This window comes from Pseudomonas laurylsulfativorans (genome assembly GCF_002906155.1).
GTDB classification, from domain to species: domain Bacteria; phylum Pseudomonadota; class Gammaproteobacteria; order Pseudomonadales; family Pseudomonadaceae; genus Aquipseudomonas; species Aquipseudomonas laurylsulfativorans.
In genome coordinates this window covers 1-22,192 of record NZ_MUJK01000008.1, presented here as the reverse complement: position 1 = coordinate 22,192, position 22,192 = coordinate 1, and the positions used below count along the sequence as shown (strand labels likewise).

Genomic DNA, 22,192 nt, shown 5'->3' with positions numbered 1-22,192 from the left:
TATACAATGCGCGCCATCGTGATTCTGCTCAGAAAAGGTGCGTCATGCAGCCCTTCGTAATTGCTCCGTCGATTCTCTCCGCCGACTTCGCCCGCCTGGGTGAAGAAGTGGACAACGTCCTGGCCGCCGGCGCCGACTTCGTGCATTTCGATGTCATGGACAACCATTACGTACCGAACCTGACCATCGGCCCGATGGTCTGCGCGGCACTGCGCAAGTACGGCGTGACCGCGCCGATCGACGCGCACCTGATGGTCAGCCCGGTGGACCGCATCGTCGGTGACTTCATCGAAGCCGGGGCGACCTACATCACCTTCCACCCGGAAGCCACGCAGCATGTCGATCGCTCCCTGCAACTGATCCGCGAAGGCGGCTGCAAGTCGGGCCTGGTGTTCAACCCGGCGACCCCGCTGGACGTGCTCAAGTACGTGATGGACAAAGTCGACATGATCCTGCTGATGAGCGTCAACCCGGGCTTCGGCGGGCAGAAATTCATCCCCGGAACCCTCGACAAACTGCGTGAGGCGCGGGCGCTGATCGATGCTTCGGGCCGCGATATTCGCCTGGAAATCGACGGCGGCGTGAACGTGAACAACATTCGCGAAATCGCTGCGGCCGGTGCTGACACCTTCGTCGCCGGCTCGGCCATCTTCAATGCGCCGAACTATCAGGAAGTCATCGACAAGATGCGTTCCGAACTGGCGCTGGCTCGCCCATGAGTGGCTTTGAGCAGCTGTTCCCGGGGCAACTGCCGCGGCTGGTGATGTTCGATCTGGACGGCACATTGATCGATTCGGTCCCGGACCTGGCAGTGGCTGTGGACAAGATGCTGCTCAAACTCGGTCGCCAACCCGCCGGACTGGAAGCGGTGCGCGAATGGGTCGGCAATGGCGCGCCGGTGTTGGTGCGCCGCGCTCTGGCCGGCGCTATTGATCATTCGGCGGTCGATGAGGCCGAGGCCGAGCGGGCGTTGGAGTATTTCATGCAGGCTTATGGCGAAAGCCATGAGTTGACTGTGGTTTACCCCGGCGTGCGCGACACCCTCAGATGGCTGAAGAAGCAGGGTGTCGAGATGGCCCTGATCACCAACAAGCCGGAGCGTTTCGTTGCACCGCTGCTGGATCAGATGAAGATCGGCCGCTATTTCCGCTGGATCATCGGCGGCGACACCCTGCCACAGAAAAAACCCGATCCGGCGGCGCTGTTTTTCGTGATGAAGATGGCCAACATTCCGGCTTCGCAGTCGTTGTTCGTTGGTGACTCGCGCAGCGATGTGCTGGCGGCGAAAGCGGCGGGGGTCAAGTGCGTGGGTCTGAGCTACGGCTATAACCACGGCCGGCCGATTGCCGAAGAGTCGCCGGCGCTGGTGATCGACGACTTGCGCAAACTAATTCCCGGTTGCCTGGATCCGGCCGCTGAGATAACGTTGGCCGACGCTGTCAAACCCCCTTCTGGAAACGCCATCGTGGTGGTCACTCGCAAACTCTGGATGAAAGTCATCAAGGCCCTGGCCCGCTGGCGTTGGCGCGCCTGACTTGATCCTGGCCGGTTATCCGGCGCGTTTGCATACCTGACCGTTCGACCCTCAAGCCACGAGGCACCTCATGATCCGCGAAGAATTCCTGCGTTTGGCCGCTGCCGGCTACAACCGCATTCCACTTGCCTGCGAAACCCTGGCCGACTTCGACACGCCGCTGTCGATCTACCTGAAACTGGCTGACGAGCCCAATTCCTACTTGCTGGAGTCCGTACAGGGCGGCGAGAAGTGGGGCCGTTACTCGATCATCGGCCTGCCGTGCCGCACCGTGCTGCGGGTTCACGACCATCACGTCAGCGTGACCGTCGATGGCGTCGAGACCGAAAGCCACGACGTGGAAGACCCACTGGCCTTCGTCGAAGCTTTCAAGGCTCGCTACAACGTGCCAACCATTGCCGGCCTGCCGCGTTTCAACGGTGGCCTGGTGGGTTACTTCGGTTATGACTGCGTGCGTTATGTGGAAAAGCGTCTGGGCAAATGCCCGAACCCTGATCCGCTGGGTGTGCCGGATATTCTGCTGATGGTCTCTGACGCCGTGGTGGTGTTCGACAACCTTGCCGGCAAGATGCACGCCATCGTCCTGGCCGACCCGGCTCAGGAAGACGCTTTCGAGCAAGGTCGCGCCCGCCTGGAAGAACTGCTGGAAAAGCTGCGCCAGCCGATCACCCCGCGTCGTGGCCTGGACTTCAGCAAGCAACAATCGGCTGACCCGGTGTTTCGCTCCAGCTTCACCCAGGGCGATTACGAAAAAGCCGTCGACACGATCAAGGAGTACATCCTGGCCGGTGACTGCATGCAGGTCGTGCCGTCCCAGCGCATGTCGATCGACTTCAAGGCTGCGCCGATCGATCTGTACCGCGCGCTGCGCTGCTTCAACCCGACGCCTTACATGTATTTCTTCAACTTCGGTGATTTCCACGTTGTCGGCAGTTCGCCGGAAGTGCTGGTGCGGGTCGAAGACAACCTGATCACCGTGCGCCCGATTGCCGGCACCCGTCCTCGGGGCGCCAACGAAGAGGCTGATCTGGCGCTGGAAAAGGACTTGCTGTCGGACGACAAGGAAATCGCCGAGCACTTGATGCTGATCGACCTCGGTCGCAACGATACTGGGCGGGTATCGGAAATCGGTTCGGTGAAACTCACCGAGAAGATGGTGATCGAGCGCTATTCCAACGTGATGCACATTGTGTCCAACGTCACCGGGCAACTGAAAGCCGGACTAACGGCAATGGACGCACTGCGAGCGATTCTGCCGGCGGGCACCTTGTCCGGCGCACCCAAGATTCGCGCGATGGAAATCATCGACGAGCTGGAGCCGGTCAAGCGTGGCGTCTACGGCGGTGCGGTCGGTTACTTCGCCTGGAACGGCAACATGGACACCGCCATTGCGATCCGCACGGCGGTGATCAAGAACGGTGAGCTGCACGTGCAGGCCGGTGGCGGCATTGTCGCCGACTCGGTACCGGCACTGGAATGGGAAGAAACCCTGAACAAGCGCCGCGCGATGTTCCGCGCTGTTGCCTTGGCCGAACAAACCCCGGACGCCTGATTTCACGCAAAACCTTGTAGGAGCGAGCTTTTGTGGCGAGGGGGCTTGTCGGATCGCCGCATCGCCCCGTTCGGCTGCGCAGCAGTCGCAAACTCCGGCAATTAGATAAGCCTGAAGGAATGCTGGGGGCCGCTTCGCAACCCAACGGGGGCAAGCCCCCTCGCCACAATAAGTATTCACCATAAAAAAACGCGGCGCCTGTGAGGGCGCCGCGTTTTTTATTGCCTGCACATCAGAAGTCCAGCGCAATCCCTACGTTGATGCCCTGTTGGGTGAAGTCGTCGTCCTTGCGAATGTTGTAGCTGGCGCGCAATGCCAGGTCGCGGGTGAGGTTGTGGCTCACCCCCAGGTTCACACGTTGCAAGTGGCTTTGCGGGGTGTAGCCTTCCAGCGTGAACTGGTTGTTCGGCAAGGTGTTGAGGTTGATGCCCACGTCCTGGGTATCGTCGTTGTACTCACGCTCGATTGCCGCTTCGCCGAACACCTGGGTTTGCGGGGTGATCTGGTATTTGCCCTGCAGGCCAGCACCCAGGCGTCGGGAAATAACCTCCTGGTCGGCAAAGGTCAGCGCCGTGGAATTGTTGCCGTCCTCCGAGTAGCCGTCGACTTTCGCCTTGGAGAAATCAGCGCTGATAAACGGCGACACATGCCAAGGGCTGCTGGCTTGTTGGGCAATGTCGTAACCCAGGCGAGCGCTGAAGGCCTCGACATAGCCACTGGTATCGCCTTTTTCGCCGCGCTCGTTGACGCCCAACTGGAATTTACGCTTGAGGCTGTCGTAATCCAGATGCCCGGCCGTCAACGCCGCGTCAGCCCATACACGGTTTTGCTGGTATTGGGCGAATACCGTGCCCAGGTAAGTGTTGAGTTTGTAGTCGGAGTCGTTGCTGCCGGCTTCGAGTTTCTGGTTATAGAAACCGGCCGCCAAACCGACGCGCCAGGCATCATCGAGGCGGTAACTGCCACCGATGTTCAGGTTGGCACCGTTGCCGTCGGCACTGGCGGCGCTGTCCTGACTGTCAAAGTCCTGATGCTGTCCGCCGCCGCTAACAATGGCTCGCCATTGGCCAACGCCTTGCCAGTTTTCCCAATCGGCCAGCCACTGATTGCGCAATTCATCCTGATGCGCACGCACGGTGCCTTGGGCCATTTCCGGCAGCAAGGTCAGCTCCCACGGCGCCGCCAGCAGGGAATACGCATAGTCCGCAATCAGGCGCTGTCCGGCTTCGGTGGGGTGCACCGAGTCGTTGTAGATCAGCTTGGTCGGGTCTGGCGTGGCGCTGTTGATGCCGTAGCGGGCATTCTCGGTGCAACCGTTGCCGCTGAAGCAGGTGGCGATGAGGTTCTGGTCGGTGGCCAGGCCAAACTGCGCCGGGTTGGCGAACGTCTCTTTGAGCAGTACCGGAATGTTGAGGGGGATGACTTCGGCATTGATGTTCTGCAGTCGGCTTACCAGTTCAGTGTTGAACTGGGCGCTGAGTTGGGACGTGAACGCTTGCAGCGGGGTGCCGTTGAACGCCGGGGTAAAGCCGATATCGGGCAGCAACCAGACCATGACGTACTTGGCGCCGGCGGTTTGCAGTGTCTGCACGCTGTCGGCCAGTCGGTCGGCGGCGGCACTGGCCTGGGGCAAGCTGGTGACGCGACCTTGCAGGAAGTCGTTACCGCCACCCGACAGGTAATACAAGGCGTTCGGGTCGGCGCGAAAGTTATTGGATGGAAGATAGCCGGCCCGGGTGCGTTCACCGGTGGCGGAAGTACTGGTGATCGAATCCAGGATCTGGTCGGTGCGGTAACCGCCGACGGCCCAGTTGTTACCATCGGGCTGGCCGTTGCTGGCACGCACCGCCGAAGATGAAGAGGCGGTCTGGTCCGCCGAGAACCCCAGTTTTCCACCTAGTATCTGTGTGGAGTTGAGCGAGCGGACTTCGCCGCTGCCATCCAGATACACCGGCCCCGTCCGGTTGGTAAAGCGCTGCGTCGACCCGGCAGGCCCACCGGTGTCGGCAAAGGTCCCGGCGTCGTTGAGGCTGTCCCCGAAGACCACGAAGTTTGTATAAGGATTGGGTGCGGCGTTCGCCTGGGCGCATGCCATCGCGAGCAAGCATCCTGCGAGCGGTACAAACAACGACTGTTTGATCATGAGCAAGTCCGTTTATTTATTGTTGTAGTGAACGAAACGACAGTACCAAAAACGTTCGGCCTTTTGCCATCTGTCGCGAAGCCTTTAAGAGTTTCGCGGGCAGTACCCCCGGCGATATTGCACGCTCTGCCCAGCTAAGTTACTGTGCCGGGACGTACGAACGAGACCTTCCCCGTGTTGATCATCAGTAAACTCCTGGATCAAGTCATCAAGGCACACGCCCGCTGGCGTTGGCGCGCCTGAATTCTTTTGCCGGCCTTGCCGGACCTGTACCGCTTCGCCTTCTTTACCTGTTTGAAATGCCGCTTTGCTGGCGCTACTCCGGCACCTGACAAAGCGCAGCGCTCTGCGGGTCAATCATTCGAAGGCCATCTTTAAAGTCAGTGGATTCAAGAGGTTCTAAACGCCATGTTGCTGATGATCGATAACTACGACTCCTTTACCTACAACGTTGTGCAGTACCTGGGCGAGCTCGGCTCCGAGGTCAAAGTCGTGCGCAACGATGAACTGACCATCGCTGAAATCGAAGCCCTAAACCCTGAGCGCATCGTTGTATCCCCCGGTCCTTGCACTCCGACCGAAGCCGGCATCTCGATTGAAGCGATCAAGCATTTCGCCGGCAAACTGCCGATTCTTGGCGTTTGCCTCGGCCACCAGTCCATCGGCCAGGCCTTTGGCGGTGATGTGGTTCGCGCCCGCCAAGTGATGCACGGTAAGACTAGCCCGGTATTTCACGAGGACAAGGGTGTATTCGCAGGCCTGAATCGTCCGCTGACGGTGACCCGCTATCATTCATTGATCGTCAAGCGCGAAACCCTGCCCGATTGCCTGGAGCTGACGGCCTGGACCCAGCTCGAAGACGGCTCGGTCGACGAGATCATGGGCCTGCGTCACAAGACCCTTAACATAGAAGGCGTGCAGTTCCACCCTGAGTCGATCCTCACCGAGCAGGGCCACGAACTGTTCGCCAACTTCCTCAAACAAACCGGCGGCACGCGCTAAGGACTCATCATGAACATCAAGACAGCCCTGAGCCGTATCGTCGATCACCTCGACCTCAGCACCGATGAAATGCGCGATGTGATGCGCGAAATCATGACCGGGCAATGCTCGGATGCGCAGATTGGCGCGTTCATGATGGCCATGCGCATGAAGAGCGAAAGCATCGACGAGATCGTCGGCGCGGTGTCGGTGATGCGCGAGCTGGCGGACAAGGTCGAACTCAAGACCCTCGACGGTGTGGTCGATGTGGTGGGCACCGGCGGCGACGGTGCCAATATCTTCAACGTGTCGACCGCTTCCGCTTTCGTGGTGTCGGCGGCCGGTTGTACGGTAGCCAAACACGGCAACCGTGCGGTGTCGGGCAAGAGCGGCAGCGCCGACCTGCTGGAGGCGGCCGGCATCTACCTGAGCCTCACACCGGTGCAAGTGGCGCGCTGCATTGACAACGTTGGTATTGGTTTCATGTTTGCCCAGACTCACCACAGCGCGATGAAATTCGCTGCCGGTCCGCGCCGGGATCTGGGCCTGCGAACCTTGTTCAACATGCTCGGCCCGCTTACGAATCCGGCCGGTGTGAAGCATCAGGTAGTTGGCGTATTCACCCAGGCCTTGTGCCGGCCGCTGGCGGAAGTGTTGCAGCGTCTGGGCAGCAAGCATGTGTTGGTGGTGCATTCGAAGGATGGCCTCGACGAATTCAGCCTGGCCGCGCCGACGTTTGTCGCTGAGCTAAAGGATGGTCAGATCACCGAGTATTGGGTCGAGCCGGAAGACCTGGGCATGAAGAGCCAGAGCCTGCATGGCTTGGCGGTGGAAAGCCCGGCGGCTTCCCTGGAACTGATTCGCGATGCCCTGGGCAAGCGCAAGACCGAGAACGGTCAGAAAGCAGCCGAGATGATCATGCTCAATGCCGGTGCCGCACTGTACGCCGCCGACCATGCCAGCAGTTTGAAGGAGGGAGTTGCACTTGCGCACGATGCGCTGCACACCGGTCTCGCTCGGGAGAAGCTCGAGGAACTGGGTGCGTTTACCGCGGTATTCAAAGTGGAGAATGAGGGATGAGTGTACCGACGGTTCTGGAAAAGATTCTGGCGCGAAAGGTCGAGGAAGTGGCCGAGCGCAGCGCTCGTGTCAGCCTCGCCGAGTTGGAAAGTCTGGCCAAGGCGGCCGATGCACCCCGTGGTTTTGCCAAGGCCTTGCTGGCTCAGGCCAAGCTGAAGCAGCCGGCAGTCATTGCCGAAATCAAGAAAGCCTCGCCGAGCAAGGGCGTGATCCGTGAGAACTTCGTTCCCGCCGACATCGCCAGAAGCTACGAGAAGGGCGGCGCGACCTGCCTGTCGGTGCTCACCGACATCGACTACTTCCAGGGCGCTGACGCCTATCTGCAGCAGGCCCGCGCGGCGTGCCAGCTGCCGGTGATCCGCAAGGACTTCATGATCGACCCATACCAGATCGTTGAAGCCCGGGCCTTGGGTGCCGACTGCGTGCTGTTGATCGTTTCCGCGCTGGATGACGTGAAAATGGCCGAACTGGCGGCCGTGGCCAAAAGCGTCAACCTCGACGTGCTGGTGGAGGTCCACGACGGCGATGAGCTGGAGCGGGCCTTGAAAACCCTCGACACTCCACTGGTTGGCGTGAACAACCGCAACCTGCACACCTTCGAAGTCAGCCTGGAAACCACTCTCGACCTGTTGCCGCGTATTCCGCGCGATCGCCTGGTCATCACCGAGAGCGGCATTCTCAACCGCGCCGATGTCGAACTGATGGAAATCAGTGACGTCTACGCATTCCTGGTCGGCGAGGCGTTCATGCGTGCCGAAAGCCCGGGTACCGAGTTGCAGCGTCTGTTCTTCCCTGAGCGCGGCGTTCCAGTCAGCGGTTCGACCCTCGACTAACCCCCGCCATTGCAGGCAACCCGATTCCCTGTGGGAGCGGGCTTGCCCGCGATGAGGCTCTCAAATTCCCTTAAGACCTCATGTCTGCCGGAGTCGTCAATGTCGCTGCCAATCTCTATGACCATCGAAGCCGGCCTGCAAGCCGAGCAGGATTTGCTGGCGTCGGTCTGTGCTGGTAATGGGGAGTCCGGCCTGTTGTTCTGGCAACCGAGCGATCAGGCATTGGTCATGCCGCGTCGATTGAATCGCTTGCCAGGCTTCGAAGCCGCCTGTGAAGTCTCGGCAGCAGCGGGTTGGCCCGTGTTGTTGCGCGATACCGGCGGCGAACCGGTGCCGCAATCGGCCACTACGATCAACATCGCGCTGGTTTACGCGCCGCCCCGCAGCGAGGGTGATCTGAATCGCATCGAATCTGGTTACCGTCGTCTGTGCGACCCGATTTGCCAGTTGCTGGATGAACTGGGCGGTACTTCGTCACTGGGTGAAATCGAAGGCGCTTTCTGTGACGGTCGCTTCAACGTCAATCTCGATGGACGCAAGATGGTCGGTACCGCCCAGCGCTGGCGTCAGAGTCAGGGTGGGCAGCGTCCGGTGGGACTGGTACATGGGGCGATGCTGGTGGATAACGAGCGAGAGTCGATGGTTGCAGCGGTCAATCGTTTCAACGAGGCCTGCGGTCTGGAACAGCGAGTACGCGCCGAAAGCCACATTGCGCTGCATGAGAAGTTCGCCGCACCCGATGCGCTGACGCGTCTCGACGAACTCTACCGGTTGATGCTGGCACAGATGTTCAGCGGCTAGGTTTTCGAGCTTATCGCGTACCGAAGACCACCATGGTCTTGCCTTTGACGTCCACCAGATTGCGCTCTTCCAGATCCTTGAGCACGCGACCGACCATCTCCCGGGAACAACCGACAATCCGCCCGATTTCCTGACGGGTTACCTTGATTTGCATGCCGTCGGGGTGAGTCATGGCGTCCGGCTCTTTGCACAGCTCCAACAGGCAGCGGGCGACTCGACCGGTCACGTCAAAGAATGCCAGGTCACCGACCTTGCGCGTGGTGTTGCGCAGACGCTGTGCGATTTGTCCGCTAAGGACGTAAAGAATGTCCGGGTCCAGCTGGGATAACTCGCGGAATTTTGCGTAGCTGATTTCCGCGACTTCGCACTCAACCTTGGCCCGCACCCAGGCACTGCGCTCCTGCTCCAGGCCGGCTTGCTCAAACAGGCCCAACTCACCGAAAAAGTCCCCGGCGTTCAGGTAGGAAATGATCATTTCCCGGCCATCGTCATCTTCGATCAGGATGGTGACTGAGCCTTTGATGATGAAGAACAGCGTTTCCGAGCGGTCGCCGGCACAAATGATGTTGCTCTTGGCCTGATAGCGGCGGCGCTGGCAATGCATCAACAGCTTGTCGAGGTTCTTGATCTTGGGGTTGGGGGCAATAGCAACCATGGTTGTATCCCGAAAAGACTGCACGGTATGTTTGGTTTTTATGAATAGCGAACGCTGGAGTGAGGCTGGCCATGCGCCATTGAATTGGCGTCAGCTTACCAGACACTTCCTGAAATATTCGAGCATTTACCTACAGCGCGGTGGGATATGTCCTAGGACGCCGGGCGCTGTCAATCACGGGGCCTGTGCTAAGCTGGCGACCCTTTTTTATACAGTGGAGTCTTGGCGATGAAGGCACGCATCCAATGGGCTGGCGAAGCCATGTTCCTCGGCGAATCCGGTAGTGGTCATGTCGTGGTCATGGACGGACCGCCCGATGCCGGTGGACGTAACCTGGGTGTCCGGCCGATGGAAATGTTGCTGCTGGGTGTGGGTGGTTGCAGCAATTTCGATGTGGTCAGCATCCTCAAGAAGTCCCGCCAGGCGGTCGAGAGCTGTGAAGCTTTCCTGGAAGCCGAGCGTGCGAGCGAAGATCCAAAGGTTTTCACCAAGATCCACATGCACTTCGTGGTCAAGGGGCGCGGGCTGAAAGAAGCCCAGGTCAAGCGCGCCATCGAACTGTCTGCCGAGAAATATTGCTCGGCCTCGATCATGCTCGGCGCGGCAGGCGTGGCAATTACCCACGACTACGAGATCATCGAACTCGGTTGAATCGACATTCAACTATCATAAAAGCAGTGCAGACTCTGGCGAACCCAAGCTGACGTCTGCATAATGCGCCACTTTTTTCAGGGTAGTGGCCCGTCAACCGACAGGTCTCGCACCCGAACAGACAACCAAAATCGCCATCGCGAAGAGGTGTTAACCGTCCTACGCAGGTGCGTTGTTCGCATCTGACGGGCATGCTTGATCACGCGGCCGGGCCGCAAACACATAGAGAGTTTTTAACGGTGAAAAGCAAACTCAAGCTCCACGGGTTCAATAACCTGACAAAGACCTTGAGCTTCAACATCTATGACATCTGCTACGCGGAAACCCCGCAAGACCAGCAGGCTTACGTCGAGTACATCAATAAAGAGTACAACGCGAAACGCCTGACGCAGATCCTCACGGAAGTTGTCGATATCATTGGTGCCAATATCCTGAACATCGCCAGTCAGGACTATGAGCCGCAGGGCGCCAGCGTCACGATCCTGATCTCGGAAGAGCCGGTCACCCCGACCGATAGTCAGATCGAAGAGTCCCCGGGCCCACTGCCCGAAATCATTCTGGCCCACCTCGACAAGAGCCACATCACGGTGCACACCTACCCGGAGATCCATCCGGTCAGCGGTATTGCTACGTTCCGTGTGGACATCGACGTGTCGACTTGCGGCGTCATTTCACCGCTTAAAGCACTTAACTTCCTGATTCACCAGTTCGATTCGGACATCGTGACCGTGGATTACCGTGTGCGCGGCTTCACCCGTGACGTTGAAGGCAAAAAGCATTTCATCGACCACGAGATCAATTCGATCCAGAACTACCTCTCCGAAGACACTCGCGACGCGTACCAGATGACCGACGTGAACGTGTACCAGGAAAACCTGTTCCACACCAAGATGCTGCTGAAGAACTTCGAACTGGATAATTACCTGTTCGGCGACGCCACCAGCAGCCTTTCCTCTGAGCAACGTGCCCAGGTGACTGAGCGGGTGAAACACGAAATGCTCGAAATCTTCTACGCGCGCAACATGGCGTAAGGTTCTCGAACACAAAAAAGGCGACTACCTCACGGCAGTCGCCTTTTTTATTGTGCTGGCTCTTGTAGGAGCGAGCTCGCGATGGACCTGAGGGCGACACGTTTATCCACATACACCCGTTATCGTTGACGTCCTTCGTCGGAGCGCCGCCCGGAGCAAGCTCGCTCCTACAAAAAAACGGAGTCAGATCCGATAAGTACTCTTGGTCATCACCTTGGCCATCAGGCTCATCCCGAACTTCACCGGCGCCGGAAAGCGGAACCCACCGGCGTCCAGCGCACTTTCAGCATGCTGTTCTTCATCAATACGCATCTGCTCAAGAATCGCCCGGGATTTTTCGTCCTCGGCGGGCAATTGCTCCAGGTGTTCGTTCAAGTGTTTGCACACCTGGTCTTCCGTTGCGGCGACGAAACCCAGGCTGACCTTGTCGCTGATCAGGCCGGCCACTGCGCCAATCCCGAACGACATGCCATAAAACAGCGGATTGAGAATGCTGGTGTGGCTGCCCAGTTGATGGATGCGTTGTTCGCACCAGACCAGGTGGTCGATTTCTTCTTCGGCGGCATGTTCCATCGCCGCACGCACTTGCGGCAGTTTTGCGGTCAGCGCCTGCCCCTGATACAGCGCCTGGGCGCAGACCTCGCCGGTATGGTTGATGCGCATAAGGCCGGCAACGTGGCGTGTATCTTCGTCGCTCATTTTCGCATCCGGCTGCACGATGGCGGGCGACGGACGGTACGGTTGGCCACTGAAGGGCAGCAGGGTGCGCATCGCGGCATCGGCTTGCAGCAGAAGGCGGTCAATCGGCGAGTAGTGACGTTGGGTAGTCATGCTGACCTCCGGGGGAATTTCGGTGGCCAGTTTAACCCAATCGGCCAGGGAAGGTTTGCGCTGGGTCATTGTGGTGCAGAGGTTGTGACAGTGTTGTGATGCCCTTGTGGGAGCGGCGGTGCGGCGATCCCACAAGGGGGGAGGCTGTAATCAGCCCGGCGGCCAGTGCATCTGGCGCTGACCCAGTACGTGCATATGAATGTGGTAGACGGTTTGCCCGCCTTCTTCATTGCAGTTCATGACGACGCGGAAGCCTTTTTCACAGCCCAGCTCCAGTGCTAGACGCTGGGCTGTGAACAGAATGTGTCCGGCCAATGCCTTGTCGTCCTCGGTCAGGTCGTTCAAGGTGCGAACCGGCTTCTTCGGGATCACCAGAAAATGTACCGGTGCCTGTGGGGCAATGTCGTGGAAGGCCAGTACCTGGTCGTCCTCGTAAATGATCTTCGCCGGGATTTCCCGGTTGATGATCTTGGTGAACAGAGTATCCACAGCTTTTTTCTCCGTTGTTTGGGCTGGGCTGAGTGTACTCATGGCGTATGTCAGCGCCCAGCCTTTTACCTTGAGTTGGATCAGCGCGGGCAGTAAGCCTTGTTGACCATGCCGGCGATGGTGCGTGTCAGCCAGCGCGAGCCGAGCCTTGGCAGGAAGGAGAACCAGCGGTTGCGCCGTCCGGGAATGATGATCGCTTGATTCTTTTCCAGTGCGCGCACGGTGTAGAGCGCCACTTCTTCTGGGCTCATCAGCAGTTTGCTGTTGGTCAGCTTTTCGCTGTTGAGTTGCGCGGTGCGGAAAAACGCCGTGCGGGTCGGTCCGGGGCAGAGCACGGAAACCTTGATCGCGCACTTTTTCAGCTCGACGCGCAATCCTTCGGAAAAGTGCAGCACGTAGGCCTTGCTGGCGTAATAGGTGCTCATCCACGGGCCCGGTTGAAACGCCGCCACCGAGGCCACATTCAGAATCTGCCCGCCGCCTTGCAGGGCCATGCTGTTGCCGATGGCGTGGCACAGGCGGGTGAGGGCGAGGATGTTCACTTCGATCAGGTCTTGCTCGGTCATCCAGTCCTGGGCCAGAAACGGGCCGCATGTGCCGATACCGGCGCAGTTGACCAGCAGATCGATCTGCCGGTCGCCTTCTTCCAGTTCCAGCAGGAATCCGGACAGGCGCAGCGGCTCGCCCAGGTCGCAGGCACGGAACAACACTTCCACGCCGAACCTTTGGGTCAGTTCAATCGCAATACTTTCCAGCTGATCACGCTGTCGGGCCACCAGAATCAGGCTGCGGCCGCGCCGGGCCAGCGCTTCGGCCATTGCCAGGCCGATGCCGCTGGAGGCACCAGTGATCAGAGCGTAACGGGTCATGCAGTTCTCCATCGCAACAGCTCCGCGCCGCGACGCAGGTGTCACGGGCCAGGAGCGCTGTTCATTCTTTCGCAGAGTCTACAGGGGGCTGGGCCTCTTCGGCTGCATCGTCGGCGGAATTTGGCGCCGGTTCGACCTCGACATCGATTTCATCAGGGATGACCGAACTGCTTTCGTAGCTGCTTTGTGCGGCGTTTTCGTATTCTTCCTGTATCGCCGAAAGGCCACCGGCCAGCGCGCCGACCAGGATCAGCGCGATAACGACCAGCCAGAGCGAGGACAATACTTTGACCGCGGTACTGTTCGGCGGAGGTGGCGGACCGTAGCGGTTGGCCAGTTCGTTGCCCGGCACGACCATGACCACAAACGGGAAGAAACTGCCAACAAACGGCACCAAGTTCAACAGCCACAGCCAGCCGGACCAGCCGATATCGTGCAATCGCTGAACGGTGATCTGGATGCTGACGAAGGCAAATCCGACAAACAGCGTCAATGCCAGCAAGCCACCCAATATCAGGCCGGCGGTAGAGTCCGCGGCGATGAGGGCCAGGGCGACCAAGGCAAACACCCCGCAAACTGCCGAGAGTACAGCCGTCAGTACCAGGGTCCAGGCAAGGTAACGCAAGCGGCCGATACGGCCATCGAAACTGAATGGCTTGAGCGTGGCGAATTCCGCCACAGCTTCGCCGACGGGCGCGCGAGGCGGGGCATAAGGGGACTGCGAATCCGTCAAAGCCGCCTGGCCGCTGGCTGGAGTGTGGTCATGCACGTCGGCGAGGTTCAACTCGATCTGCGTTTCGGCTTCGATGCGGGCATCGATGCCGGTTTTGCTCAGCGCATGGAGGTAGGTCTGGGCATCAGCTTGCGACAGATTGCGTTTGAGCGCTACTGGACGCCCGGTGAACAAGCGCTCGATGGCCGAGACATCACTTTTGAACAACTCGGCGAGATTGAGTTTTGCCGTGGTGATGTCGACACCGGGCAGCAAGGCGCCTTCGAATACGATCTTGAAATGATTTTCGCCCATGTGCGAAGCATCCTTGTCGCGAGAGGTTGAAAGAAGAATGTTGTGATCGGGCGAGTGTAAGGCCAGCCGGGCAAGACTGGCCAAGGTTTGCTGTCAGCGCGGCCAGCGTTTGGTCAACAGGGCGGCATGTTCCAGGGCCTGACGGTACTCCGCGTCGAGACGGGCAATCAATTGCTCGACACTCGGCAAGTCCTCGATTTCTCCTACACCCTGGCCTGCCGACCAAACGGTTTTCCAGGCTTTGGCCTCATCGCTCACAGGTTTGAGCTTGGAGCCGAAGTTGATCTCGCCCTTTCCTTGCAAGGCGGCCATATCGAAACCGGCGGCCTCCAGGCTCTGGCGCATGAAGCTCGCGGGAACACCTGACACAGCTGGAGTATGGATGATGTCTGCCGCTTTGGATGTCAGCAGCATTTCTTTGTAGGCGTCGGGTGCGTGACTTTCGGTTGTGCCGATAAATCGTGTACCGAAGTAGGCCAAATCGGCGCCGAGTAATTGAGCAGCAAGAATTTCGTGGCCGTGGTTCAAGCAGCCGGCCAGCAACAGGGTCTTGTCGAAGAACTGGCGGATTTCGGCAATCAGCGAAAACGGGCTCCAGGTCCCGGCATGTCCTCCGGCTCCGGCAGCCACGGCAATCAAACCATCGACGCCTGCTTCGGCCGCTTTCTCGGCATGACGGCGAGTTGTCACATCGTGGAACACCAAGCCGCCGTAGCTGTGCACTGCGTCGACCAGTTCTTTCACAGCGCCAAGGCTGGTGATCACGATCGGCACTTTGTGTTCGACGCAGATATCCAGATCCGCCTGCAACCGTGGGTTGCTGTTGTGCACGATCAGGTTCACGGCATAGGGCGCGGGGTTTTCCAGTGTCGCCAGCCCGGCTTCGATTTCTTCCAGCCAGGCCTTGAAACCGCTGCTTTCGCGCTGATTCAGCGCCGGGAAGCTGCCGACCACGCCCTGACGACAACAGGCGAGTACCAATTGCGGATTGGAAATCAGGAACATCGGTGCTGCTACTACGGGCAGACGCAAACGTTGTTCGAGCAGAGCGGGCAGCGACATTGGAAGTACCCCGGTGAGTTGTGCCTGTTGGATTTAGAACGGCCGAACGACGACCAGAATTACGATTGCCAGCAATATCAGAACCGGCACTTCATTGAACCAGCGAAAAAAGACATGGCTGCGGGTGTTTTCGCCACGGGCAAAACGTTTTACCTGCGCGCCGCACATATGGTGGTAGCCGATCAGAATCACCACCAGCGTCAGCTTGGCGTGCATCCAGCCACCTTGAGTGAAGTACCCACTCGGGTTGAGGCTGATCAACCAGCCGCCAAATATCAGCGTGGCAATCATCGCTGGCCCCATGATGCCCCGATACAGCTTGCGCTCCATGACGCTGAAGCGTTCTTTGCTGATCGTGTCTTCACTTTGTGCGTGATAAACGAACAGTCGTGGCAGGTAGAACAGGCCGGCAAACCAGCACACGACACTGACGATATGAAACGCTTTGAGCCACAGATAGAGCATTTTTAGTTATTCCCCAATTCACGGTAGCCGGAATAGTAGAGGCTTGACGCTCCGCACGTCACCTTGCCGGTTGTCGCAGGGGCGCGCGGGCCCTATTATCGACGGCTTTCCAGTGGGTTCGTTGAGGGCAGGTTTATGGTCAAGGTCGGTATCGTCGGCGGCACGGGTTACACCGGTGTCGAACTGCTGCGTCTGTTGGCACAGCATCCGCAAGCTGAAGTGGTAGTCATCACTTCCCGATCCGAGGCCGGCCTGGCCGTGGCCGACATGTACCCGAACCTGCGAGGCCATTACGACGGCCTGGCATTCAGTGTTCCGGACATCAAGACCCTGGGCGCTTGCGATGTGGTGTTCTTCGCCACGCCGCACGGCGTTGCCCATGCGTTGGCGGGCGAATTGCTCGCGGCCGGGACCAAGGTCATCGATCTGTCGGCCGACTTCCGTCTGCAAGACGCGAATGAGTGGGCCAAATGGTACGGCCAGCCGCACGGCGCGCCGGAATTACTGGACGAGGCGGTCTACGGCTTGCCGGAAGTCAATCGCGAGCAGATCAAGAAAGCGCGCCTGATTGCCGTGCCGGGCTGCTACCCAACTGCGACGCAATTGGGTTTCCTGCCATTGCTCGAAGCCGGCCTGGCCGATGCTGCGCATCTGATCGCTGACTGCAAATCCGGCGTCAGCGGTGCCGGCCGTGGTGCCTCTGTAGGTTCGCTGTACTCCGAGACATCGGAAAGCATGAAAGCCTATGCGGTCAAAGGGCACCGTCATTTGCCGGAAATCCGCCAGGGCCTGCGTCGCGCGGCGGGCAAGGACGTCGGCCTGACCTTCGTTCCGCACCTGACGCCGATGATTCGCGGCATTCACTCCACGCTCTACGCAACCGTCGTTGATCGCTCGGTGGATCTGCAGGCGCTGTTTGAAAAGCGTTATGCCAACGAACCGTTCGTTGACGTCATGCCGGCCGGCAGCCATCCGGAGACGCGTAGCGTACGTGGTGCCAACGTCTGCCGTATTGCCGTGCATCGCCCTCAGGATGGCGATCTGGTGGTGGTGCTGTCGGTGATCGACAACCTGGTCAAAGGGGCGTCGGGTCAGGCCGTGCAGAACATGAACATTCTGTTCGGGCTGGATGAGCGTCTGGGCCTGTCTCACGCTGGCATGTTGCCGTAAGGAATTATCCTGCACAGCAAAAGGCCCGTCTGACGGGCCTTTTTGCATTCCGGGCCGGCGATTGGATTGGTTGATATACCATAACAATAGTTGACCGCTTTTCTAGGAGAAGCGGATAATGCGCGTCATCACGCAATATGACGGCGTAACGCCGGGAGATAGTCAGCATGAGCGTCGAATCCTTCACCCCCACGGCTTTGCAATTCACCCACGGTGCCGCGCACAAGGTGAAGAGCCTGGTCGATGAAGAGGGGAATGATCGCTTGAAGCTGCGCGTATTCGTTACGGGCGGCGGTTGTTCAGGTTTTCAGTACGGCTTTACCTTCGATGAAGAAGTGGCCGATGACGACACCATCGTCGAGCGCGAAGGTGTGAGTCTGGTGGTCGATCCGATGAGCTTCCAGTATCTGGCAGGTGCAGAGGTGGACTACCAGGAAGGCCTGGAAGGTTCACGCTTCGTTATCAAGAACCCGAATGCGACCACCACCTGTGGTTGCGGTTCTTCGTTCTCGATCTGATCAGCGCGCCAGTTTCACAAAGCGCCGCATGGCCTCAGGGTCTTGCGGCGTTTTGCTGTCTGGAGGGTTTATGAGGGGTAAATGGCGCCGAGTACGCGCAGGCCACGGGCACCGGTAACGCTCGGACGGTTGGCTGCGATGCCTTCTAGGCAGCAATGAGCCAGCCATGCGAAGGCCATGGCTTCGACCCAGTCAGGGTCTACACCGTAAGTAGCGGTGCTGCCGACGCTTGCGTTTGGCAGCAGGCTGGCCAGGCGACTCATCAACGCGGTGTTGTGGGCGCCGCCACCGCAGACCAGTAGTTCCAGCGTGTCTGTCTGGGCGCTTTGCAGTGATTCGATGATGGTCAGCGCGGTCAGCTCAAGCAGCGTCGCCTGAACATCTTCGGTGGCGAAGGCTGGCAGTTTTGACAGGTGCTGTGTCAGCCAGGGCAGGTTGAACACTTCCCGGCCGGTGCTCTTCGGGCCCGTGGTTACAAAGAAAGGATCGCTGAGCAGTTCATTCAATAGAGCTGGTTGAACCTTGCCGCTGGCAGCCCATTGGCCACCGCGGTCATAGTTTTCGCCACGTTGCTGATGAATCCAGGCGTCCAGCAGGACATTGCCAGGGCCGCAGTCAAAGCCGGCGACAGGCTTGCCGGGCTCGATCAGGCTCAGGTTGCTGAATCCACCGATATTCAGCACGGCGCGATTGCCGCCCCGTTCTTCAAACAGTGCCTCGTGGAAGGCAGGAACCAGCGGTGCGCCTTGTCCGCCGGCAGCGACGTCGCGGCTGCGAAAGTCGCTGACCACGGTGATGCCGGTCAGCTCTGTGAGCAAGGCCGGATTGCCGATCTGCACGGTAAATCCGCGTGCCGGTTCGTGGCGAATGGTCTGGCCATGGCTGCCAATCGCACGAATATCGTCAGGCTTCAGTTGCTGCTGAACGAGAAGGGTGTGGATGCCTTGGGCCGCCAGGTTCACCCAGTTCTGCTGGGCGATGGCGGAGCGGGCGATCTCGTCCGGGCCGCTGGCGCACAAGCTGAGCAGCTCGGCGCGCAGGGAGTCGGGCATGGGGATGTAGTGGGAGGCGATCAGCCTGATCGCCGGGGCTTGCTCGATCAGCGCAATGTCCAGGCCATCAAGGCTGGTTCCGGACATCACACCTATATAGAGCGCCATGCTTAACGCTTGCTCGAAGCCAACAGAGTGGCTTTTTCCTGTTCCATGCGCGCCATCAGTGGCTGGCTTTGGGCGAGGAAGCGTGCGCGTTCGGCCTTGGCAATCGGATCGGCCATCGGCAGTTTCTGGCCCAGCGGGTCGACGTGCACGCCATTGACCTGGAACTCATAGTGCAGGTGCGGGCCAGTGGAGAGGCCGGTGGTGCCGATGTAGCCAATCACTTGGCCCTGTTTCACCGTGCCGCCAGTCTTCACACCTTTGGCGAAGCCTTGCATATGGCCGTAGAGAGTGGTGTAGGTGTTGCCGTGCTGGAGGACCACAGTATTGCCGTAGCCACCACGGCGGCCGGCCAGCAACACCTTGCCATCACCGGCAGCCTTGATCGGCGTGCCACGCGGCGCAGCATAGTCGACGCCTTTATGGGCGCGGATCTTGTTCAGGATCGGGTGCTTACGCCCCATGGAAAATTTCGAGCTGATGCGTGCGAAGTCCACCGGTGTGCGGATGAACGCCTTGCGCATGCTGTTGCCGTCAGCGGTGTAGTAGCTGCTGTTGCCTTGTTTGTTGGTGTAACGCACGGCGGTGTAGGTCTTGCCGCGGTTGGTGAAGCGCGCAGACAGGATCGGGCCATTGCCGACGGCTTTGCCGTTTACCACCTTTTGCTCGTAGATCACGTCGAACTCATCACCCTGGCGAATATCCTGGGCGAAGTCGACGTCGTAGCCAAACACGCTGGCCATGTCCATGGTCAGGCTGTGAGACAGGCCTGCTCGGGCCGCAGACTGCGACAGCGAGCTGTTGATCACGCCGTGGACGTAAGCGGAGCGCACGGTCGGTTTCGCAGTAATGCGGTTGAACGTGTAGCCCTTGTCGTTCTTGGTCAGGCTGATGCTTTCGAGGTCGTTGAGCTTGCTGTGCAAGTTGGTCAGCTGGCCGTCCGGGCCCAGTTCGAATTCGAGTTTTTGCCCATGTTTGAGCTGGCTGAACTGCTTGGCCTGTTTGTCGCTAGCCAGTATTTCATGCACTGAGGTGGCGGGGAGGCCGACTTTCTCGAACAGCGTAGAGAGGGTGTCGCCCTTGGCGACGATCACTTCCCTGTGGCTTGCCGGCTTCTTTTCTTCGACGACCGGCGCCGGCTCTGCTTGAGCGGTTGGCTGGGTGTCCTCGGCGCTGTTGTCGATCTGCGCGAAGGGAGATGTTGTTGGTTCATTTGTGGCTTGAACGACGTCAGCAGCGTCTTGATCTTGTGTCAGTTGTTCAGCAGGACTTTCCAGTTCAAGACTAAGGGTCGTCTTTTTGGCTTCAACATCGCTGGAAGGGAATACCAGGAGCGCCAGACTGAGAAGGGCGGCGATGCCACTTGCGGCGAGCAAGTGGGTTTTCGGGTAAAGCGGCGGCGCTTTAGACGATTCTGTGGTCATAAGTGGCTTTGACTTTGAAAAAAGGATGAATTGGAAAAGATGAATGACATGATGAAGATGAAATAACTGTATAAAATATAACCAAATCATCTCTGAAGCAAGTCCATAGGTGCTCCGCCTGCGGATTGGCGTCCGTGCGCCGGGCAAACCTTGTATTTGACGTGCGATCTTGTATGGTTGGTTCCCTTTGAATCTGAGCCTTGCAGGTTGGTTATGAAGTCGGTTGAAGAGCAGCTAGCGCTGATCAAACGTGGTGCGGAAGAACTGTTGGTCGAGTCCGAGCTGATTGAAAAGCTCAAGCGTGGCCAGCCGCTACGTATTAAGGCGGGCTTCGATCCAACGGCTCCGGATCTACACTTGGGTCATACCGTGCTTATTAATAAGCTGCGCCAGTTCCAGGATCTGGGGCATCAGGTGATCTTCCTGATTGGTGACTTCACCGGAATGATCGGTGATCCGAGCGGCAAGAGCGCTACGCGCCCGCCGCTCACTCGCGAGCAAGTCCTCGAGAACGCCGAGACTTACAAAACTCAGGTCTTCAAGATTCTGGATCCGGCAAAAACCGAAGTGGCCTTCAACTCCACCTGGATGGATCAGATGGGGCCGGCCGACTTCATTCGCCTGACTTCGCAGTACACCGTGGCTCGCATGCTTGAGCGCGATGACTTCGATAAGCGCTACACAACCAATCAGCCAATCGCCATTCATGAGTTCCTGTATCCGCTGGTTCAGGGTTACGACTCTGTAGCCCTGCGCGCAGATGTCGAGCTCGGCGGCACCGATCAGAAGTTCAACTTGTTGATGGGGCGTGAGCTGCAGCGTGGTTATGGTCAGGAGGCTCAGTGCATTTTGACCATGCCGCTGCTTGAAGGTCTGGATGGTGTGAAGAAGATGTCCAAGTCCTTGGGCAACTACGTCGGTATCCAGGAGGCGCCGGGCGTGATGTATGGCAAGCTGGTTTCCATTCCGGATGCGCTGATGTGGCGTTACTTCGAGTTGCTCAGCTTCCGATCCATGGATGAGATCAATGCGTTCCGCGCTGATGTCGAGACGGGTGCCAACCCGCGTGATATCAAGATCAAGCTGGCTGAAGAAATCGTTGCGCGCTTCCATGGTGAGGAGGCTGCTGCCAATGCTCATCGTGCTGCCGGTAATCGTATGAAGGATGGCGAGCTGCCGGATGATCTGCCGGAAATCGAATTGACTGCTGCCGAGGATATGCCGATCGCTGCTGTCCTTAATAAGGCAGGGCTGGTCAAGAATTCGGCGGTGGCTCGTGATCTGCTTGGTTCGGGTGGTGTGCGTATAGATGGTGAGGTTGTTGATCGCACCTTTATATATGCGCTGGGCGCGACCCATGTTTGCCAGGCCGGGAAGAAGGCATTTGCGCGTATTACGCTCAAATCCGAATAAGGTTGAAATAAGGGGTTGACGGCGAATTTTAGATGTCTATAATTCGCCCCACTTCCGGCGCAGTCGAAACGGAAAACTCCTTGGTAAACAACGAGTTACGCGGTTTTCGACAGTGGGTCGCTTCAGTTCATCGAAGCCGAAAGGGAGTTGAAAAAGAGGTGTTGACAGCAGCGTGTAACGCTGTAGAATTCGCCTCCCGCTGATGAGAGATCTGAAGCGCAAGTGGTTGAAGTTACAAGGGAAACTTTGAAAACTTCTGAAAATAATCACTTGACAGCAAATGAGGCTGCTGTAGAATGCGCGCCTCGGTTGAGACGAAAGATCTTAACCAACCGCTCTTTAACAACTGAATCAAGCAATTCGTGTGGGTGCTTGTGGGGTCAGACTGCTAGTCAACAGATTATCAGCATCACAAGTTACTCCGCGAGAAATCAAAGATGTAACCAACGATTGCTGAGCCAAGTTTAGGGTTTTCTCAAAACCCAAAGATGTTTGAACTGAAGAGT

The 22,192-nt window shown here is 58.6% G+C and carries 22 protein-coding genes; 12 read left to right on the top strand and 10 right to left on the bottom strand.

The features are described 5' to 3' along the window. Window positions 1-44: 44 nt before the first annotated feature. The 3 genes from rpe to trpE all read left to right on the top strand — a co-directional run bounded on the left by rpe (window position 45) and on the right by trpE (window position 3,086). Window positions 45-719 (top strand): ribulose-phosphate 3-epimerase, encoded by a 675-nt coding sequence (gene rpe / locus B0D71_RS22070; RefSeq protein WP_053162900.1) that lies wholly within the window; start codon window positions 45-47, stop codon window positions 717-719. Next, on the top strand, window positions 716-1,534 hold the full coding sequence (locus tag B0D71_RS22065) for a phosphoglycolate phosphatase (RefSeq protein ID WP_103396613.1): 819 nt from the start codon (window positions 716-718) through the stop codon (window positions 1,532-1,534). Before rpe ends, B0D71_RS22065 begins: the two co-directional genes overlap by 4 nt. Before the next feature lie 70 nt (window positions 1,535-1,604). Beyond that, window positions 1,605-3,086, top strand: coding sequence for an anthranilate synthase component I (gene trpE / locus B0D71_RS22060; protein ID WP_103396612.1), 1,482 nt, complete (start codon window positions 1,605-1,607; stop codon window positions 3,084-3,086). A gap of 232 nt (window positions 3,087-3,318) precedes the next feature. Here trpE and estP read toward each other — a convergent pair whose 3' ends face one another. Continuing rightward, on the bottom strand, window positions 3,319-5,229 hold the full coding sequence (gene estP / locus B0D71_RS22055) for an esterase EstP (protein ID WP_103396611.1): 1,911 nt from the start codon (window positions 5,227-5,229) through the stop codon (window positions 3,319-3,321). Between the two features lie 408 nt (window positions 5,230-5,637). Here estP and B0D71_RS22050 point away from each other — a divergent pair, with 408 nt between their 5' ends. From B0D71_RS22050 to B0D71_RS22035, 4 genes are all read left to right on the top strand, one after another. Continuing rightward, window positions 5,638-6,231, top strand: coding sequence for an aminodeoxychorismate/anthranilate synthase component II (locus B0D71_RS22050; protein WP_085727855.1), 594 nt, complete (start codon window positions 5,638-5,640; stop codon window positions 6,229-6,231). 9 nt (window positions 6,232-6,240) lie between these two features. Beyond that, window positions 6,241-7,290, top strand: a complete 1,050-nt coding sequence (gene trpD, locus B0D71_RS22045) for an anthranilate phosphoribosyltransferase (RefSeq protein ID WP_103396610.1) — start codon at window positions 6,241-6,243, stop codon at window positions 7,288-7,290. Then, window positions 7,287-8,123: an indole-3-glycerol phosphate synthase TrpC gene (gene trpC / locus B0D71_RS22040; RefSeq protein WP_103396609.1), complete on the top strand. Its 837-nt coding sequence runs from the start codon at window positions 7,287-7,289 to the stop codon at window positions 8,121-8,123. The genes trpD and trpC overlap by 4 nt, the downstream gene beginning before the upstream one ends. Window positions 8,124-8,222: 99 nt before the next feature. After that, window positions 8,223-8,924, top strand: coding sequence for a lipoate--protein ligase family protein (locus B0D71_RS22035; protein ID WP_103396608.1), 702 nt, complete (start codon window positions 8,223-8,225; stop codon window positions 8,922-8,924). A 10-nt stretch (window positions 8,925-8,934) separates the two neighbouring features. Here the strand turns inward: B0D71_RS22035 and crp are convergent, their stop codons facing one another. Next, window positions 8,935-9,579: a cAMP-activated global transcriptional regulator CRP gene (gene crp, locus B0D71_RS22030; RefSeq protein ID WP_103396607.1), complete on the bottom strand. Its 645-nt coding sequence runs from the start codon at window positions 9,577-9,579 to the stop codon at window positions 8,935-8,937. A 228-nt stretch (window positions 9,580-9,807) separates the two neighbouring features. On the opposite strand from crp, the gene B0D71_RS22025 reads away from it, so the two are divergent. Together B0D71_RS22025 and speD are read left to right on the top strand one after the other, a co-directional pair. Further along, window positions 9,808-10,230 (top strand): OsmC family protein, encoded by a 423-nt coding sequence (locus B0D71_RS22025; protein ID WP_092277352.1) that lies wholly within the window; start codon window positions 9,808-9,810, stop codon window positions 10,228-10,230. 239 nt (window positions 10,231-10,469) lie between these two features. Then, complete coding sequence (gene speD / locus B0D71_RS22020) at window positions 10,470-11,261, top strand: adenosylmethionine decarboxylase (protein WP_103396606.1); 792 nt, start codon at window positions 10,470-10,472, stop codon at window positions 11,259-11,261. A 183-nt stretch (window positions 11,262-11,444) separates the two neighbouring features. On the opposite strand, the gene coq7 is transcribed toward speD, so the two are convergent. From coq7 to hemJ, 6 genes are all read right to left on the bottom strand, one after another. After that, window positions 11,445-12,092, bottom strand: a complete 648-nt coding sequence (gene coq7 / locus B0D71_RS22015) for a 2-polyprenyl-3-methyl-6-methoxy-1,4-benzoquinone monooxygenase (protein WP_008051652.1) — start codon at window positions 12,090-12,092, stop codon at window positions 11,445-11,447. Between the two features lie 150 nt (window positions 12,093-12,242). Continuing rightward, window positions 12,243-12,581, bottom strand: a complete 339-nt coding sequence (locus tag B0D71_RS22010; protein WP_008027110.1) for a histidine triad nucleotide-binding protein — start codon at window positions 12,579-12,581, stop codon at window positions 12,243-12,245. A gap of 80 nt (window positions 12,582-12,661) precedes the next feature. Further along, window positions 12,662-13,450 (bottom strand): SDR family NAD(P)-dependent oxidoreductase, encoded by a 789-nt coding sequence (locus B0D71_RS22005; protein ID WP_103396605.1) that lies wholly within the window; start codon window positions 13,448-13,450, stop codon window positions 12,662-12,664. A 61-nt stretch (window positions 13,451-13,511) separates the two neighbouring features. Beyond that, complete coding sequence (locus B0D71_RS22000; protein WP_103396604.1) at window positions 13,512-14,477, bottom strand: DUF805 domain-containing protein; 966 nt, start codon at window positions 14,475-14,477, stop codon at window positions 13,512-13,514. Window positions 14,478-14,570: 93 nt separating this feature from the next. Continuing rightward, window positions 14,571-15,539, bottom strand: coding sequence for an NAD(P)H-dependent flavin oxidoreductase (locus B0D71_RS21995; protein ID WP_103396603.1), 969 nt, complete (start codon window positions 15,537-15,539; stop codon window positions 14,571-14,573). A gap of 33 nt (window positions 15,540-15,572) precedes the next feature. Beyond that, window positions 15,573-16,004 (bottom strand): protoporphyrinogen oxidase HemJ, encoded by a 432-nt coding sequence (gene hemJ, locus B0D71_RS21990; protein WP_103396602.1) that lies wholly within the window; start codon window positions 16,002-16,004, stop codon window positions 15,573-15,575. Window positions 16,005-16,139: 135 nt separating this feature from the next. On the opposite strand from hemJ, the gene argC reads away from it, so the two are divergent. Together argC and erpA are read left to right on the top strand one after the other, a co-directional pair. Beyond that, entirely contained in the window at window positions 16,140-17,174 is a 1,035-nt protein-coding gene (gene argC / locus B0D71_RS21985; RefSeq protein ID WP_103396601.1) for an N-acetyl-gamma-glutamyl-phosphate reductase, read from the top strand. A 167-nt stretch (window positions 17,175-17,341) separates the two neighbouring features. After that, a complete protein-coding gene (gene erpA, locus B0D71_RS21980; protein ID WP_007906865.1) occupies window positions 17,342-17,692 on the top strand; it encodes an iron-sulfur cluster insertion protein ErpA in 351 nt (116 codons plus the stop codon). 68 nt (window positions 17,693-17,760) lie between these two features. Here the strand turns inward: erpA and B0D71_RS21975 are convergent, their stop codons facing one another. Together B0D71_RS21975 and B0D71_RS21970 are read right to left on the bottom strand one after the other, a co-directional pair. Next, entirely contained in the window at window positions 17,761-18,852 is a 1,092-nt protein-coding gene (locus tag B0D71_RS21975) for an anhydro-N-acetylmuramic acid kinase (protein ID WP_103396600.1), read from the bottom strand. 2 nt (window positions 18,853-18,854) lie between these two features. Further along, window positions 18,855-20,273, bottom strand: coding sequence for a peptidoglycan DD-metalloendopeptidase family protein (locus B0D71_RS21970; RefSeq protein ID WP_103396599.1), 1,419 nt, complete (start codon window positions 20,271-20,273; stop codon window positions 18,855-18,857). Between the two features lie 213 nt (window positions 20,274-20,486). Here B0D71_RS21970 and tyrS point away from each other — a divergent pair, with 213 nt between their 5' ends. Continuing rightward, window positions 20,487-21,686 (top strand): tyrosine--tRNA ligase, encoded by a 1,200-nt coding sequence (tyrS, locus tag B0D71_RS21965; RefSeq protein WP_103396598.1) that lies wholly within the window; start codon window positions 20,487-20,489, stop codon window positions 21,684-21,686. The last annotated feature ends 506 nt before the right edge of the window (window positions 21,687-22,192 follow it).